The sequence below is a fragment of the Tsukamurella sp. M9C genome (genome assembly GCF_020169415.1).
Taxonomy (GTDB): Bacteria; Actinomycetota; Actinomycetes; order Mycobacteriales; family Mycobacteriaceae; genus Tsukamurella.
The window spans coordinates 1-13,922 of record NZ_JAIULG010000036.1 but is presented as its reverse complement, the minus strand read 5'-3'; the positions used below and the strand labels follow the sequence as shown (position 1 = coordinate 13,922).

At 72.7% G+C, this 13,922-nt stretch carries 14 protein-coding genes; 6 read left to right on the top strand and 8 right to left on the bottom strand.

Going from position 1 to position 13,922, the window contains the following annotated elements; genetic code table 11:
• Positions 1-256 precede the first annotated feature (256 nt).
• On the top strand, positions 257-1,402 hold the full coding sequence (locus LB823_RS16425; RefSeq protein ID WP_224648751.1) for a CopD family protein: 1,146 nt from the start codon (positions 257-259) through the stop codon (positions 1,400-1,402).
• A gap of 3 nt (positions 1,403-1,405) precedes the next feature.
• On the opposite strand, the gene LB823_RS16420 is transcribed toward LB823_RS16425, so the two are convergent.
• The 4 genes from LB823_RS16420 to LB823_RS16405 are packed head-to-tail and all read right to left on the bottom strand — an operon-like array spanning position 1,406 to position 3,253.
• Entirely contained in the window at positions 1,406-2,092 is a 687-nt protein-coding gene (locus LB823_RS16420; protein WP_224648749.1) for a GNAT family N-acetyltransferase, read from the bottom strand.
• 27 nt (positions 2,093-2,119) lie between these two features.
• The gene (locus tag LB823_RS16415; RefSeq protein ID WP_224648747.1) at positions 2,120-2,512 is read right to left on the bottom strand and encodes an SRPBCC domain-containing protein; all 393 of its coding nucleotides are present in this window, start codon (positions 2,510-2,512) and stop codon (positions 2,120-2,122) included.
• Position 2,513: 1 nt separating this feature from the next.
• Complete coding sequence (locus LB823_RS16410) at positions 2,514-2,837, bottom strand: helix-turn-helix transcriptional regulator (protein ID WP_224648745.1); 324 nt, start codon at positions 2,835-2,837, stop codon at positions 2,514-2,516.
• Complete coding sequence (locus LB823_RS16405; RefSeq protein WP_224648743.1) at positions 2,834-3,253, bottom strand: helix-turn-helix domain-containing protein; 420 nt, start codon at positions 3,251-3,253, stop codon at positions 2,834-2,836. The genes LB823_RS16410 and LB823_RS16405 overlap by 4 nt, the downstream gene beginning before the upstream one ends.
• An 83-nt stretch (positions 3,254-3,336) precedes the next feature.
• Here LB823_RS16405 and LB823_RS16400 point away from each other — a divergent pair, with 83 nt between their 5' ends.
• From LB823_RS16400 to LB823_RS16380, 5 genes are all read left to right on the top strand, one after another.
• Entirely contained in the window at positions 3,337-4,254 is a 918-nt protein-coding gene (locus tag LB823_RS16400; protein ID WP_224648741.1) for an NAD(P)-dependent oxidoreductase, read from the top strand.
• Positions 4,251-5,120 carry an NAD(P)-dependent oxidoreductase gene (locus tag LB823_RS23905; RefSeq protein ID WP_304941287.1) on the top strand — a complete coding sequence of 290 codons (870 nt, stop codon included), beginning with the start codon at positions 4,251-4,253 and terminating at the stop codon, positions 5,118-5,120. Before LB823_RS16400 ends, LB823_RS23905 begins: the two co-directional genes overlap by 4 nt.
• A gap of 61 nt (positions 5,121-5,181) precedes the next feature.
• Entirely contained in the window at positions 5,182-6,231 is a 1,050-nt protein-coding gene (locus LB823_RS16390) for a hypothetical protein (protein WP_224648739.1), read from the top strand.
• Between the two features lie 139 nt (positions 6,232-6,370).
• Entirely contained in the window at positions 6,371-7,675 is a 1,305-nt protein-coding gene (locus LB823_RS16385) for a UDP-glucose/GDP-mannose dehydrogenase family protein (protein WP_224648737.1), read from the top strand.
• A 46-nt stretch (positions 7,676-7,721) separates the two neighbouring features.
• Positions 7,722-9,008, top strand: a complete 1,287-nt coding sequence (locus LB823_RS16380; RefSeq protein WP_224648735.1) for a triacylglycerol lipase — start codon at positions 7,722-7,724, stop codon at positions 9,006-9,008.
• Here LB823_RS16380 and LB823_RS16375 read toward each other — a convergent pair.
• The 4 genes from LB823_RS16375 to LB823_RS16360 form a co-directional block, all read right to left on the bottom strand.
• Positions 8,972-9,889: a TauD/TfdA family dioxygenase gene (locus LB823_RS16375; RefSeq protein WP_224648733.1), complete on the bottom strand. Its 918-nt coding sequence runs from the start codon at positions 9,887-9,889 to the stop codon at positions 8,972-8,974. The two genes, LB823_RS16380 and LB823_RS16375, sit on opposite strands and share 37 nt — an antisense overlap.
• A 95-nt stretch (positions 9,890-9,984) precedes the next feature.
• Positions 9,985-12,291 carry an arylsulfatase gene (locus LB823_RS16370; protein ID WP_224648721.1) on the bottom strand — a complete coding sequence of 769 codons (2,307 nt, stop codon included), beginning with the start codon at positions 12,289-12,291 and terminating at the stop codon, positions 9,985-9,987.
• Positions 12,288-13,064, bottom strand: a complete 777-nt coding sequence (locus tag LB823_RS16365) for an ABC transporter ATP-binding protein (RefSeq protein ID WP_224648719.1) — start codon at positions 13,062-13,064, stop codon at positions 12,288-12,290. The genes LB823_RS16370 and LB823_RS16365 overlap by 4 nt, the downstream gene beginning before the upstream one ends.
• Positions 13,040-13,834, bottom strand: a complete 795-nt coding sequence (locus LB823_RS16360) for an ABC transporter permease (protein ID WP_224648867.1) — start codon at positions 13,832-13,834, stop codon at positions 13,040-13,042. Before LB823_RS16360 ends, LB823_RS16365 begins: the two co-directional genes overlap by 25 nt.
• Between the last annotated feature and the right edge of the window lie 88 nt (positions 13,835-13,922).

The window sequence follows — 13,922 nt, the reverse complement described above, 5'->3', positions numbered from 1 at the left end:
CCGTCGTCGGGCCTTTCCGCGGCGCCGCGGCCGCCATCGTTGTCGACGTGCCGCCTTGGGTGCCCGGAGGCCGTGCCAGGTAGATACACGGAGCTGTCGCCGCGGTGTCATCGCGGCCGAATCATCCTATCAATTCTCGGCCGAGGATGCGCGCGTGCAAGAACCGGACAGCTTGTCCAAACTAATAAAACCCCAGGTAAAGAGGGGTTTTGTCCGATTGGTCACACCGGATAAGTAAGGCTAGTCTCACTCGACTATGACGAGCCTTACCTTGCATCTCGCCGCGGCCGCACCGGCCGCTCCTCCGCTGTGGCGCATCCTCACGCAGATGGGCTACTTCGGCGCACTGTCGCTGTCCGGCGGGCTGTTCCTGGCACTCGCCTTCCTGCTGCCGGCCACTGCCCGGGGCGGCGCGGCCGAGCGTGCCCTCCGCGGCCTGGTGCCGTACGTCGCGGTCTTCATCGTGGTCGCCGCCTACGCGCAGTACGCGGGGCGCATCGCGCGGAGCAAGCTGGGGCTCTCGTTCGCCGAGTCGCTCTCGCCGGCCCGATTCGGCGCGTACCTCGACCTGCCGAAGGAGAAGGGCGCGTGGATCTCGGGCGCCGCGATGGCCACGGTGCAGCTCGCCCTGTTCGCGCTCGCGGTCGTGCTGCTGCTGGCCCTGCGGCGGCTGCACGGCCGCTCGATGGCCGTCGTGGCGACCGCGGGATTCGCCGTCGTGATGCTCGCCGCGTCGGCGCCCAGCCTCACCACGGCGGTGGTGGGCATGGACGCGGCGGCCAATCGCGTCCTCAAGCTCGCGCACATCCTGGCCTGCGTCGTCTGGCTCGGCGGGCTGTTCGTGCTCGCGGCCGCCGGCCTGCGGGCGCGGCGCTCCGGGGTCGACGGTGCCGGCGCCTTCGAGCGCATGTGGGTCCGGTTCAGCGCGTGGGCGATGGGCGCCGTCATCGCGGTCGGCGTGAGCGGTCTGTGGCTGACGTGGGTGCACGTGGGCTCGTTCACGCAGTTCGTCACCACGCCGTACGGCCGGTACCTGCTGATCAAGCTGGTCCTGGTTGTGGGCATGGTGGCGGCGGGCGTCTACAACGTGCGCGTCCTCATTCCGGCGATCCGGCGGGCGCGCCTCGCCGGTGACGAGGACACCGTCGTGCGGCTGGCCCTGCATCACTTCCCGAGGGTGGTCGCGGCCGAGGCCGTGGCCGGCGTCGGTGTGCTGGTGATCGTGCCCTTCCTGTCCGGTTCCGCGCGCAAGCAGGCCGACGGTGCTGCCGCCGGCCCGTTCGACTGGGAGACCTTCGGCATCGGCGCGCTGCTCGTGGTGCTGCTGATCGGCGCGTGTGCGGCCGCGGTTCGGCTGGGCTCGGAGCGCTCGTCCGGCGCCACGGGCGTCCCGGCGGCCTAGTACCTAAACCGCGGGGACGCGGATCACCTCGAGGGGGACCGTGCTGGTGTGGAGGAAGCCCATGGCGTCGTAGAGCTTCTGCGCCGGGTTGTCGTCCGAGGTGTGCAGGAAGGGGACGTCGCCGCGCTCGCGGATGCCGTGGGCGACGGCGCGGATCAGCCGGGAGGCCAGGCCCCGCCCCCGGGCCTCGGGCGCCGTGCACACCGCGCTGATCTCGGTCCAGCCCTGCGGGTGCATCCGCTCGCCGGCCATGGCGATGAGGGCCCCGTCGGCGTCCCGGATGCCGAGGTACGTGCCCAGCTCGATGGTGCGCGGCAGGAACGGGCCGGGCTTGGTCCGTTCGACGAGCGCGGTCATCTCCGGGACGTCGGCGGCGGTGAGGCGCGCGGCCTCCGGCTCCGGCGCGGTCTCGACGGCGCTGCCGTCGTACTGCACCAGGCCGATCGTCTCGACCACGGTCCATCTCGCCGGGAGCGGTGCCGAGCGGTCGCGCAGGAGGGCGATCCGGTCCGCGCCGGTCAGGCGCGCGATGTCCGCGTAGTCCTCGTCGGTGAGCTCGCGCGGGTGGCCGTAGAACACCGAGACGTCCGGGTGGTACCGCTGGATCCGTCCCGAGGCCTGCCGGAACCGCGCGTGCGGGCCGGAGAGGGCGGAGTTGACGGGGTCGGCGAGAACGGTGCGCTCGGTCACCAGCCGATCATGGCAGACGTGCCGGCGTCAGAGCGCGGCGGCGGTCTCCGCGAGGCGCGGCAGCACCACGTCGCGCCAGCCCGGACCCATGCGGTCGAAGGCGGCGGCCATCCGCTTGTCGTCCAGGTCGAATCCGCTGTGCTCCAGGAGGACGCGGGTGCCCCGCCCCTCCGGGCGCAGCGTCCACGCGAGGGTCCACGCGGGGGTGAAGGTGTAGACGAAGCGCTCGGGCGCGACCGACTCCAGGACGCGGCACGGCTGCGCGCCGAAACCCGGCATGTCCAGGGTGAACTCGTGGCCGACCTCGGGCCCGATGTCGCCCTCGGCCCACCATCGCCGCACCAGCTCCGGTTCGGTGAGGGCGCGCCACACGGCAGCCGGCGCGGCGGCGACGAACTGATCCAGCGTGATGACGGCCATCTCACAACTCCTCTGCGACGTCGGCGAGCGCGGACAGGCGTGCGCGCCAGAACTTCTCGAACGGATGCAACCACTCGCCGAGGTCCGCCAGCGGCTCGGCCGTCAGCCGGTAGATCCGGCGCCGGCCGTCGGGGGAGTCGGCGACGAGCCCCGCGTCGCGGAGCACCTTGAGGTGCTCCGCCACGGCCGGGCGGCTCAGCGTGAACCGCTCGCTGAGCTCGCCCGCGGCGAGCGGCCCCTCGGCGAGGATCCGGAGGAGTTCGCGGCGAACGGGATTGGCGAGCGCGAGGAAGACGCGATCGGTGCTCTCCGTCTCCGTGGTCACGCCGTCGAGGATATGTCGGAGATTCCCGACGTGTCAACTTTCTCCGACGCTTCTCGGCCGGGCGCGAGCGGCACCGTGTCGATCCGCTCCCGCTGCAGGCGATCGCGCCCCCAGGCGCCGAGCGGCGCGAGCGCCGCGTTCAGCGCCAGGCCGGACGCGGTCAGCGAGTACTCGACCTTCGGCGGCACCTGCGCGTACACCTCGCGCATTACGAGGCCGTCCTCCTCCATCTCCCGCAGGTGCTGGGTGAGCATCTTCTCGCTCACGCCCGGCAGTCCTCGGCGCAGCTCCGCGAACCGCCGCACGCCGTGGGCCTGCAGCTCCCACAGGATGAGGCCCTTCCACTTCCCGCTCACCACGTCCAGTGCGGCGTCGATGCCGCAGATGTACGGGCCCGATCGTGTCGATCTCGCCATGACCACCTCACTCACCAGAAGGTAAGTACCCCAGTAATTAGTGGGTACTTACGGAACCGATTGTTCCTCTCGATGATCGAGGCATGACACCGCAGAACGCAAGAGCACATGAGCCGCAGACCCTGTCGATCCTCGGACTGGGGGCCATGGGCACCGCCCTCGCCGCCGCACTCCTGGACCGCGGCGACCCCGTCACCGTCTGGAACCGCAGCCCCGGGCGCGGCGACGGCCTCGTCGAGCGCGGCGCGCACCGCGCCGGCACCATCGACGAGGCGGTGGGCCGGAGCGAGGTGATCGTCACCTGCCTGCTCCGGTACGCCTCGGTCCGGGAGACCCTCGACCCCTTCGCGGAATCGCTCCGCGGCCGCACCCTCATCGACCTCACCACCACGACGCCCGACGAGGCGCGCGAGCTGGGGCGGTGGGCCACGGAGCACGGGATCCGCTTCCTCAACGGCGCGATCATGGCGACGCCCTTCCAGATCGGCGCGCCGGGCGCTCGGATCCTCTACAGCGGACCGTCGGAGCTGTTCGAGAGCAACCGGGATGCGCTGGCCGCGTGGGCCGAGGGCGTGTACGACGGGCCCGACGTCGGGGCGGCGTCGCTGATCGACCTGGCGATGCTCTCCGCGATGTACCAGATGTTCGTCGGCATGTTCCACGGCGCGGCGATGGTGGGCTCGCAGGGGATGCCGGCCTCGGCGTTCGCCGAGCGGGTGATCCCGTTCCTCGAATCGCTCGTCCACCACTTCGCGACCGATGCGGCGATCATCGACGAAGGGGACTACACCGTCGCCGGGCAGCAGGACCTGTACTTCTCCGACCTCGGCGACATCGTCCGGACCAGCGACGAAGCGGGGGTCGACTCGTCGACGATCGCGGCCGCGCAGGGCCTGATCCGGCGTCAGGTCGACGCGGGCCGGGGGCGGGAGGGCTTCGCCCGGATCTACGAGAGCCTGCGCTTCCCGCGCGGCGGCGAGCAGCAGGAGTGGATCGCATGACCGCCGACCTCACCGTGCTCGGCCTCGGCGCCATGGGGCACGCGATCGCAGCGGCCTTCGTCGACGCCGGGCACCGCGTCACCGTGTGGAACCGGACCCGGGGGAGGGCGGACCGTCTCGTCGCCCGCGGCGCGCGGGAGGCGGCCACCGCGGCCGAGGCCGTCCGCGCGTCCGATCTCGTCGTGGTGTGCCTGCTCGACCAGACGGCCTCCCGGGCCGTGCTCGGCCCGCTCGCCGCGGACCTGCGGGGCCGGGTGCTGGCGGACCTGAGTTCCGATGTCCCGCAGCGCGCCCGGGAGGCCGCCGCGTGGGCGAAGGAGGAGGGACTCGACTACCTGGACGGCACCATCGTCGTCAACGTGCCGATGGTGGGCGCCGACGACGCGCTGGTCCTGTACGCGGGCCCGCGGTCCGCGTACGAGCGGCACGAGCGCACCCTGCGGGCACTCGGCGGCGCCACCACGTACCTCGGCGAGGACCACGCCCTCGCGGCCGCGTACGACGTCGCCGTGCTCGACTACTTCTGGACGAGCATGGCGGGGATCGTGCACGCCTTCGCGCTGGCCCGCGCCGAGGGGATCGCGGCCGCCGACCTCGCGCCCCACCTGCTCGGCAACGGCGGACTGCTGGCCTCGATCATCCCCGCCATGGCGGCGGACGTCGACGCCGGCGAGTACCCGGGCGACGAGGACAACCTGGTCATGGACGCCGCCGGCGTCGAGCACGTGCGGCACGCCGCCGCGCATCACGGCCTGGACGTCTCCGTGCTGCGGGCGGTCGGCGAGGTGGCGCAGCGGGCGATCGCGGAGGGGCACGGCGCCGAGGGCTGGACGGCGACGGTGGAGGCGGTCCGCCGGCCCGCATAGGTGGCCCACAATGAGTGGATTCGGCGCAGATCCTCTCATCGCACCCCTACGATGGGCGGCTATGGACCTCAAGGGCATCGTCACCACACCGCTGCGCGTCGCCTTCTCGACCGCCGACGCCGCGATGTCGGCGATCGAGGGCGGCGTCGCCGTCACCCGATTCGCCGTGCAGAACGTCGACACGGAGGTGAGCAACGCGCTGCACGTCGAGGCGGGGATGTCCTCCGCCACGCCGATGCAGCTGCTGCAGCGCCTCGCCTCGCTGCTCGAACCCGACCGCCCCGTCGGCATCATCCTCTCGCGCGGCGGGCCCCTCGACCGCGTGCTCAAGTCCGGCGGCGTCGTCGACCGGCTCACCGAGCCCGGCGGCATGCTCGAGAAGCTCACCGCCCCCGGTGGCCTCCTCGACCAGGCGACCAAGGAGGACAGCCCCGTCACCCGCCTGACGCAGGAGGGCGGACCGCTCGACCGGCTCACCCGCCCCGGCGGCGTCGTCGACCAGATCACGGAGTCCGAGGGCGTCCTCGAGCGCCTCACCTCCGAGGGCGGCGTCATCGACAAGCTCACCGCGCCCGACGGCGTGCTCGAGAAGCTCATGTCCAAGGACGGCGTCCTCGACAAGCTCACCGAGAAGGGCGGCGTGCTGGACAAGCTGGCCGCCAAGGACGGCGTGCTCGACAAGCTCACCGGCCAGGACGGCCTCATCGACAAGCTCACCGAGCCGAACGGGGTCATCGACCGCGCGATCGCCGACGGGGGCATCGTCGACCAGCTCCTCGGCCAGGAGGGCGCCATCGAGCGCGCCATCGCCCCCGGCGGCACGCTGGACGCCGTCTCCCAGCTTCCCGACGTCGTCGCCGAGCTCAACGAGGCCGTCGCGCTGATGACCGCGGCGGTGAACCCGATGAGCGACCTGGTCAACCGGCTGCCCAAGCGCATCCTCAAGGGCCGCGAGGGCCGGGAGCCCCGCCGCGGCTCGTCCGCGTACGACGGTGCGCCCTCGGCCCCGTCCGGCCCGGCGAGCGCGGCGGCACAGGCGCCCCGACCGAGCGCGCCCGCGCCCCGTCCCGCTGCGCCCGGGGCGGACGATCCCGCCGCTCCGCCCCAGTAACGCCGAGGCGAACCCGCGGCCACTCCGAGGCGAACACGGGGGATCGCGGCGGGCGCGCTCGTGAATCTCCGCGTAACCCTTGCCCAACTCCGGCGCGCGGCCCTTCCGTGTCGCCCTGGTGCCGACCTACTTTCGGCGCATGAAGATCACAGTGCTGGGTACGGGGTACCTGGGAGCCACGCACGCGGCGTGCATGGCGGAGCTGGGCCACGAGGTGCTCGGTGTCGACGTCAACCTCAGCAAGATCGCCGCGCTCTCGGAGGGCAAGGTGCCCTTCCACGAGCCGGGGCTCCCCGCGGTGCTCAAGCGGAACATCGAGGCCGGCCGGCTGCGCTTCACGGACTCCTACGAGGAGGCCGGCGCGTTCGGCGACGTGCACTTCATCGCCGTGGGCACGCCGCAGCGCAAGGGCGAGTTCGCGGCCGACATGACCTACGTGAACTCCGTGATCGATTCGCTCGTGCCGCACCTGCGCCGCGACGCGGTGATCCTCGGCAAGTCGACGGTCCCCGTCGGCACCACCGACCTGCTCCGGGCCCGCGCGGCCGAGCTGGTGCCGGCCGGCGTGAGCGTCGAATTCGCCTGGAACCCCGAGTTCCTGCGCGAGGGCCACGCCGTCAAGGACACGCTCGAGCCCGATCGCCTGGTGCTCGGCGTCGAGCCCGGCGGCCGCGCCGAGGAGGTCGCCCGCGAGGTCTACGCGGAGATCCTCGCCCGCGACACCCCGTTCTTCGTCACCGACACCGCCACTGCGGAGCTGGTGAAGATCTCCGCGAACGCCTTCCTGGCGACCAAGATCTCGTTCATCAACGCCGTCGCCGAGGTCTGCGAGGCGGCGGGCGCCGACGTGGTGGCCCTGGCCGACGCGATCGGCGTCGACTCCCGCATCGGCCGCAAGTTCCTCGGCGCCGGAATCGGTTTCGGCGGCGGCTGCCTGCCGAAGGACATCCGCGCCTTCATGGCCCGATCGGGCGAGCTCGGCGCCGGCCACATGCACGGCCTGCTCCGCGAGGTCGACGCGATCAACATGAGCCGCCGCACCCGCATGGTGGACCTGGCGCGGGAGGCCTGCGGCGGCTCGCTGCTCGGCGCGAAGGTCGCCGTGCTCGGCGCCGCCTTCAAGCCGGACTCCGACGACGTGCGCGACTCGCCGGCGCTCAACATCGCGGGCCAGATCCAGCTGCAGGGCGCGGCCGTCTCGGTGTACGACCCCGAGGCCATGGACAACTCGCGCCGCGTCTTCCCGACGCTGGACTACGCCACCACCGCACTCGAGGCCTGCGAGGGCGCCGACGTGGTGCTGGTGCTCACCGAGTGGACCCAGTTCCGCGAGCTGGACCCGGCCGTGGTCGGCGCGGTCGTGCGCAACCCCGTGCTGCTCGACGGCCGCAACTGCATGCCGTCCGCCGCGTGGGTCGCCGCCGGCTGGGAGTACCGCGCCTGACGTCGCTGCTGGACAGTTCGAGTGCACACTCGTACACTCGATCTTCGTGAGTGTTGTCGAAGATCGCCGTCGCGCCGAGGTGCGTGCTCTCGCTGAGCTGGGCTGCAGCGAGATAGCGGGCGCCGCTGACGGCGTGCACGGCGTGCACCGGGCGATCTCGGACCGGGTCTTCCGCTACGTCCGCCTGGGCGTCGGCCCTGCGGTCGCGCCGGTGCGCGCCCTGCACGACGGCATCACCGACGGCGTCTACGCGACCATCAGCACCGTCGCGCGGACCGTCGGGCGGGTCGCGGCCGTCGGCGCGGATTGGCCGGGGGACCGGCCACCGTCGGAGACGATGCGCGGGGCGACGCTGATCGGCGCCGTGCTCGGGCTCATCGGCGACGACCTCGAGACCCGGGCCTCGCCGCTGGCCGCGGACCCCGTCACGGTCCGCATCGACGGCGCCGTCGTCCACCTGGGGGAGGGGCCCGTCCCGCCCGGCCGGCTGGATCCGGCGGAGGTCTTCGACGGCGCGACGGGCCGCGTGGTGGTGCTCCTGCACGGGCTCACCGAGACCGAGCACGCGTGGGGCGTGGGCGGCCTGGAGGCCGACGACTACGGCGTGCGGCTGGCGGTCGACCTCGGCGCCACCCCGGTGTACGTGCGCTACAACAGCGGGCGACACATCAGCGACAACGGGCGCGATCTGGCGGAGCTGATGGAGCGGCTCGTCGCGGCCTGGCCGGTCCCCGTCACGGATCTCGTGCTCATCGGCCACTCCATGGGCGGCCTCGTCGCCCGCAGCGCGGCGCACCTCGCCGACGAGGAGGTGATGGCGTGGCCCGCAGCGGTATCGGCCACCGTCAGCCTGGGGACGCCGCACCTGGGTGCCCCGCTGGAGCAGGCCGCGCACTACGGCAGCGCGGCCCTGACCGCGATCCCGGAGACGGCGCCCTTCGGACGGCTACTGCGCCGCCGCAGCGCGGGGATCCGCGACCTGCGTGGGGGCTCGATCGTCGACGAGGACTGGCGGGGCCGCGAGGCCGACGCGCTCGGCGCCGCCGCCGCGGCGGAGATCCCGCTCCTGGAGGGCGCGGAGCACTACTTCGTCGCCGCCACCTTCACCCGCGACGCGCGGCACCCGGTGGGGCGCCTCCTGGGCGACGGCCTCGTGCTCGCGCCGAGTGCGGCGGGCCGGGGAAAGGCCCGCCGCATCGGGTTCACCGCCGAGGCGGGGATGCACCTCGGCGGAGCCCATCACTTCACCCTGCTCCGCTCGGACGCCGTCTACGAGCGGATCCTGAGCTGGCTGGATCAGCCCCGCGAGCGCGCGGGGGTCACGGGCGCGTAGTCCGAGGCATCGCCCTTGAGCGCCACGCCCTCCCGGCCGTCGACGCCGACGGGCAGGTCGCCCGCGAGCGTCACGCGGCGCAGCAGGCGCTTGTGGTCGCCGTAGTCGTTGATGCCGAAGTGCTGCGTCGAGCGGTTGTCCCAGATCGCCACGTCGCCCGGCTGCCACGCCCAGCGGACGGTGTTGTCCGGGTTCTCGATCCGCCGCTGGAGCAGCGCGAGGATCGGCGCCGAGTCCTGCGTGCTCAGGCCCGCGAAGGACTTCACGAAGTGGCCCAGCAGGAGCGAGCGGCGGCCCGTCTCCGGGTGCACGCGCACCACGGGGTGCTCGGCCTCGAAGATGTTGCGGATGAACTCCTTGTGGTACTCGGCGCGCTGGTAGGTGGCGTTGTGGCCGGCGTAGTCGTAGTCGTTGGTGTGCAGCGCGCGCAGGTTCTCGGCGAGCGCCTTGAGCGGCTCCGGCAGCCGGTCGTAGGCGCGCGTGGTGGACGCCCACGTCGTGTTCCCGCCGTGCGGCGGCAGCTCGACGGGCCGCAGGATCGACGCCTTCGGCACGCGGTCGACGAAGGAGACGTCGGTGTGCCAGCTGTTCGCCGCGCCCTCGATGGGCAGCAGGTCCGAGTTCGAGCGGACCGTCGGGTGCGGGGTCGTCGGCACGCCGAGGCGCGCGGCGAAGGCGTGCTGGCCGGCGTCGTCGAGGTGGTCCTGGCCGCGGAAGAAGATGACCTCGTGCTCGGCGAGCAGGTCGAGGATCGTCTCCGCGGTCGCGTCGTCGATGTCACCGCCGACCCGGACCCCGTGCACGATCGCCCCGATGTGCTCGCCCAGCTTGGTCACGGTGATCTCGGGCGCGGTGGTGGTGGGCTCGAGCGTTGCGGTCATGGCTGCCTCCGGGGTGCGTTGCGTGCGTGGTAGACCCAGCTCACCCGATCCGGGCCGACGGGGCCAGGGTTGCGTTCAACGCGGGCGCAATCCGCTCAGTCCGCCTCCTCCTCGGCCTCCTGCTGCAGGCGGTCGATGTCGTCCGACGGGACGCCCACGGGGCCCGGCGTGTACGTGACCGCGTGCAGCGCACCGGAGTACGGGAAGGTGCCGCGGCGCTCGCGCAGCTCCCACGCGACCGGCCCGCGGGCGTCGAGGCCGACGGAGATCCCGGTCCACGGCGCCATGCCGATGAGCTGGACGCGGTCCGGGAGCACGGTTGCCTCGGCGCCGTCGACCGCGAGCGCGAGGTCCCAGCGCAGGTTCGGGCGCACCGTGGCGGTGAGCGTGACGGTGCGGCGTCCCGGCTCGACGGGGCCCGAGCGGGCCTCGGCGTACCGGCCGTAGGCGTTGTAGCCGACGACGACCGCTTCGTCCTCGACGTACACGAGATAGCCGCCCAGCGCGTCGCCGTGCGCGACGAGGACGCCCTCGGCGCCGTCGGCGAACTCGACGTCGATGTCGACGCGGAAGTCCCGGTACTGCACGAGTTTCGCCGAGCGGTACCGCTCGAGCACGGGCGTGCCGGGCAGCAGGCGCACGGGATCGGAGAGGCGCCGCTCCGCGGGATTGCGGGTGGACCCGTCGATCACGATGGGGAACACCGTGTTCCGCCAGGCCTCGTGCTCCCACTCGGCGGCCAGTTCGGCGACGAGGTCGGGGTGCTGCGCGGCGAGGTCGGTGGTCTCGGCGGGGTCCGCCCGGTTGTCGAAGAGCTGCCAGCGCGGCGCGAGCGGGTCGTCGCCCCGGCCGTGCAGGCTCAGCAACTTCCAGCCGTCCCGGTAGTAGCCGCGGTGTCCGCGGAACTCCGAGTACTGGCGCCTGCGGGCCGATGGGGCGGCCGCGTCGGACCAGGCGGCGCGCTGCGAGAGGCCGTCGCGCTCCTGCGCGGGGAGCCCGTGCCGCGCGGCGGGCGTCGGCACGCCCGCCAGGTCCAGCAGCGTGGGCGCCACGTCGGTGACGAAGGAGAACTGCTCACGCACGCCGCGCGCCTCCGGCAGGCCCCCGGGCCAGGACAGGACGAGGGGCACGCGCACGCCGCCGGCGAAGGTCTGGCCCTTGTAGAACCGGAAGGGCGTGTTGGACACCTGCCCCCAGCCGCGCGGGTAGTGCACGCCGAGCCGCGCGGTGCCGATGAGCTCCTCCGGATGGTCGACGTCGCCCTCCCAGCCGTCGGGCCCGATGCCGTCGGCGAACTTCACGAACTCGGCGAAGTAGCTGCGGGTGCCCTCCGGGCCGCCCTCGGCGGTGCCACCGTTGTCGGAGGTGAAGACGACGATCGTGTCGTCCAGCTCGCCCAGCTGCTCGACCGTCTCCAACAGCCGGCCCAGGCTGTCGTCGACGGTGCGCACCATCGCCGCGTACACCTGCATGTACCGGGCGAACCGCCGCTGCCGCTCGGGATCGAGCTCGTCCCACGGCGGCACATCGTAGCCGGGCTCGCTGTTGCGCTGCGCCGGCCGGACGTCCGCGCCGAACAGGCCGAGCTCCTGCTGCCGAGCGAACCGCTGCGCGCGCACCGCGTCCCAGCCGCGGGCGTAGTCGAGGTCGCCGCGCGGCAGATCCTCGCCGCGCACCTGCAGCGGACCGTGCATCGCGATGTGCGCGAAATAGAGGAAGAAGGGCTTCTCCGCGTCGTGCGCCCGCAGGTCCTTGATCCACGAGACCGCCGTGTCGGTGAGCGCGTCGGTGACGTAGAAGTCCTCCGGGTACTCGGTCACGGGGTCGACGGTGTTGTCCCGCACCAGCTGGTTCGGGTGGAAGAAGGAGTTCAGGCCCTCCAGGGAGCCGTAGTAGTGGTCGAAGCCGCGCTGCAGCGGCCACGACGAGCGGTCGGCGTCCGGGCCGAGCCGCGAGTCCTTCGCCAGGTGCCACTTGCCGACCGCGTGGGTGGCGTAGCCGGATTCGCGGAGGATCTCCGGCAGGGTGAGCACGTCGTCGGCGAGGCTCAGGCGCAGGTTGGGGAAGCCCGGATCGGAGTTGGCGACCGAGCCGTAGCCAGCGCGGTGCGGGTTGAGCCCGGTGAGCAGCGCCGCACGGGCGGGCGAGCACACCGGGGTGGTGTGGTGGTTGGTCGAGACGATGCCGCGGGCGGCGAGCGCGTCCAGGTGCGGGGTGGGGATCTCCGAGCCGTAGGGCCCGATGTCCGAGAAGCCCATGTCGTCGACGAGGACGACGATGATGTTCGGCGCACCGGGCCTGGCCCGCACCTCCGCCGGCCAGGCCGGCTCCGATTCGGCCTCGGAGCGGCCGATACGCCCCGTGAAGCCGTCGTACCCGCGGGCGTGATCGGGGATCGTCATGCGGTGGCGGCCACCGCCGAATCCTGCTCCACGCCCAGGGCGTCGAGCAGCGAGCCGCGCAGCTCCGCGAACCCGGATTCGCCCGGCCGGCGCCCGGCACCGTCGGCGAGGGTGACGTCCACGGAGAGGATCCCGTGGTCCAGCACGAGGATCCGGTCGGCGAGCGCGATGGCCTCGTCGACGTCGTGCGTGATGAGCAGGACGCCCGGCCGGTGCCGCGCGACGAGGCGCCGCAGCAGGTCATGCATCTTGAGCTTGGTCAGGGCGTCGAGCGCGCCGAAGGGCTCGTCGGCCAGGAGAACGGCCGGCTCGCGCACCAGGCTGCGGGCGAGCGCGACGCGCTGCTGCTGTCCGCCGGAGAGCTCGCGCGGCCAAGCCTTCTCGCGCCCGTCCAGCTCCACCTCGCGCAGCAGTTCGCGGCCCACGTCCTTGGCATCGGCGCCGCCGAGGCCGAGGATGACGTTGTCGAGCACGCGCGACCACGGGAGCAGCCGGGAGTCCTGGAAGACCACGGCGCGCCGCGGATCGACGTCGAGCACACCGGATCCGGGGACGCCGTCGTCCAGTCCGGCGATGGCGCGCAGCAGCGTCGACTTGCCGGAGCCGGACCGGCCGAGCAGCGCGACGAACTCGCCGCGCCGGATGGTCAGGTCGATGCCGCGGAGGACCGCGCGGCCGTCGAAGCCGCGCACCAGGTTCCGCGCCTCGATCACCGGACCGTCGCTCTCCGGCGTGGCGGTCGGCGTGCTCAGTGGGCCAGGGTGCTCTGCCATGACAGGGCCTTTCGTGCGGAGAAGCGGACGAGGAGGTCGGTGCTGAAGCCGAGGAGCGCGTAGACGGCGAGGCCCACGACGATGACGTCGGTCAGGCCGTAGAGCCGGGCCTTGTACATGAGGTAGCCGATGCCGTCGGAGGCGCCGACCTGCTCGACGACGACCAGGGCGAGCCAGGCCACCGTCGCCCCGAGCCGCAGGCCCGTGAAGAAGCCGGGCAGGGCACCGGGGATCGCGATGTACCGCACGAACTTCGCGCGACTGAGGCCGACGGTCTCCGCCAGCTCCACGTACTTGCGGTCGATGCCGCGCAGGCCCGCGTGGGTGTTGAGGTACACCGGCGTGGCGACCGCGAGGGTGATGAGGACGATCTTCATCTCCTCGCCGATGCCGAACCAGACGATGAACAGGGGCAGCAGCGCGAGCGCGGGAATCGCGCGGTAGATGGTGACGGTTCCGTCGATGAGAGCCTCGCCGGGGCGGGTGAGGCCCGAGAGGAGTGCGAGCACGACCGCCAGGGTCACGCCGAGGACGCCGCCGATGATCGCGCGCTGCGCGGAGGCCCAGATGTTGGACCACAGCGAGCCGTCGAGCGCGAGGTTCCAGGCGGTGTTCGCGACCGTCCACGGCGCGGACAGGACGGTGTCCGGGATGATCCCGGTCGCGGAGCCCGCGGCCCACAGGGCGACGACGAGCGCGGGGCCGGTGAGGATCCACGCGCCGATGGGGCGGGAGTCGACGAGGGCGCGGCGCGTGGACGTGCGGGGCAGCAGCTCGTGGTCGGGATCGAGGCGCCCGGTCGCTGCTCGGGCGCGGAATCGTGGGCGAGGCCGCTGCCGAGGCGGCCGGTCGGGGGAG

Bases quoted from the DNA above. Each gene is read 5' to 3' on its own strand.
- LB823_RS16425 (WP_224648751.1), top strand. From the start codon at position 257: ATGACGAGCCTTACCTTGCATCTCGCCGCGGCCGCACCGGCCGCTCCT.
- LB823_RS16415 (WP_224648747.1), bottom strand. From the start codon at position 2,512: ATGGCCGTCATCACGCTGGATCAGTTCGTCGCCGCCGCGCCGGCTGCC.
- LB823_RS16405 (WP_224648743.1), bottom strand. From the start codon at position 3,253: ATGGCGAGATCGACACGATCGGGCCCGTACATCTGCGGCATCGACGCC.
- LB823_RS16400 (WP_224648741.1), top strand. From the start codon at position 3,337: ATGACACCGCAGAACGCAAGAGCACATGAGCCGCAGACCCTGTCGATC.
- LB823_RS23905 (WP_304941287.1), top strand. From the start codon at position 4,251: ATGACCGCCGACCTCACCGTGCTCGGCCTCGGCGCCATGGGGCACGCG.
- LB823_RS16390 (WP_224648739.1), top strand. From the start codon at position 5,182: ATGGACCTCAAGGGCATCGTCACCACACCGCTGCGCGTCGCCTTCTCG.
- LB823_RS16385 (WP_224648737.1), top strand. From the start codon at position 6,371: ATGAAGATCACAGTGCTGGGTACGGGGTACCTGGGAGCCACGCACGCG.
- LB823_RS16375 (WP_224648733.1), bottom strand. From the start codon at position 9,889: ATGACCGCAACGCTCGAGCCCACCACCACCGCGCCCGAGATCACCGTG.
- LB823_RS16370 (WP_224648721.1), bottom strand. From the start codon at position 12,291: ATGACGATCCCCGATCACGCCCGCGGGTACGACGGCTTCACGGGGCGT.
- LB823_RS16365 (WP_224648719.1), bottom strand. From the start codon at position 13,064: ATGGCAGAGCACCCTGGCCCACTGAGCACGCCGACCGCCACGCCGGAG.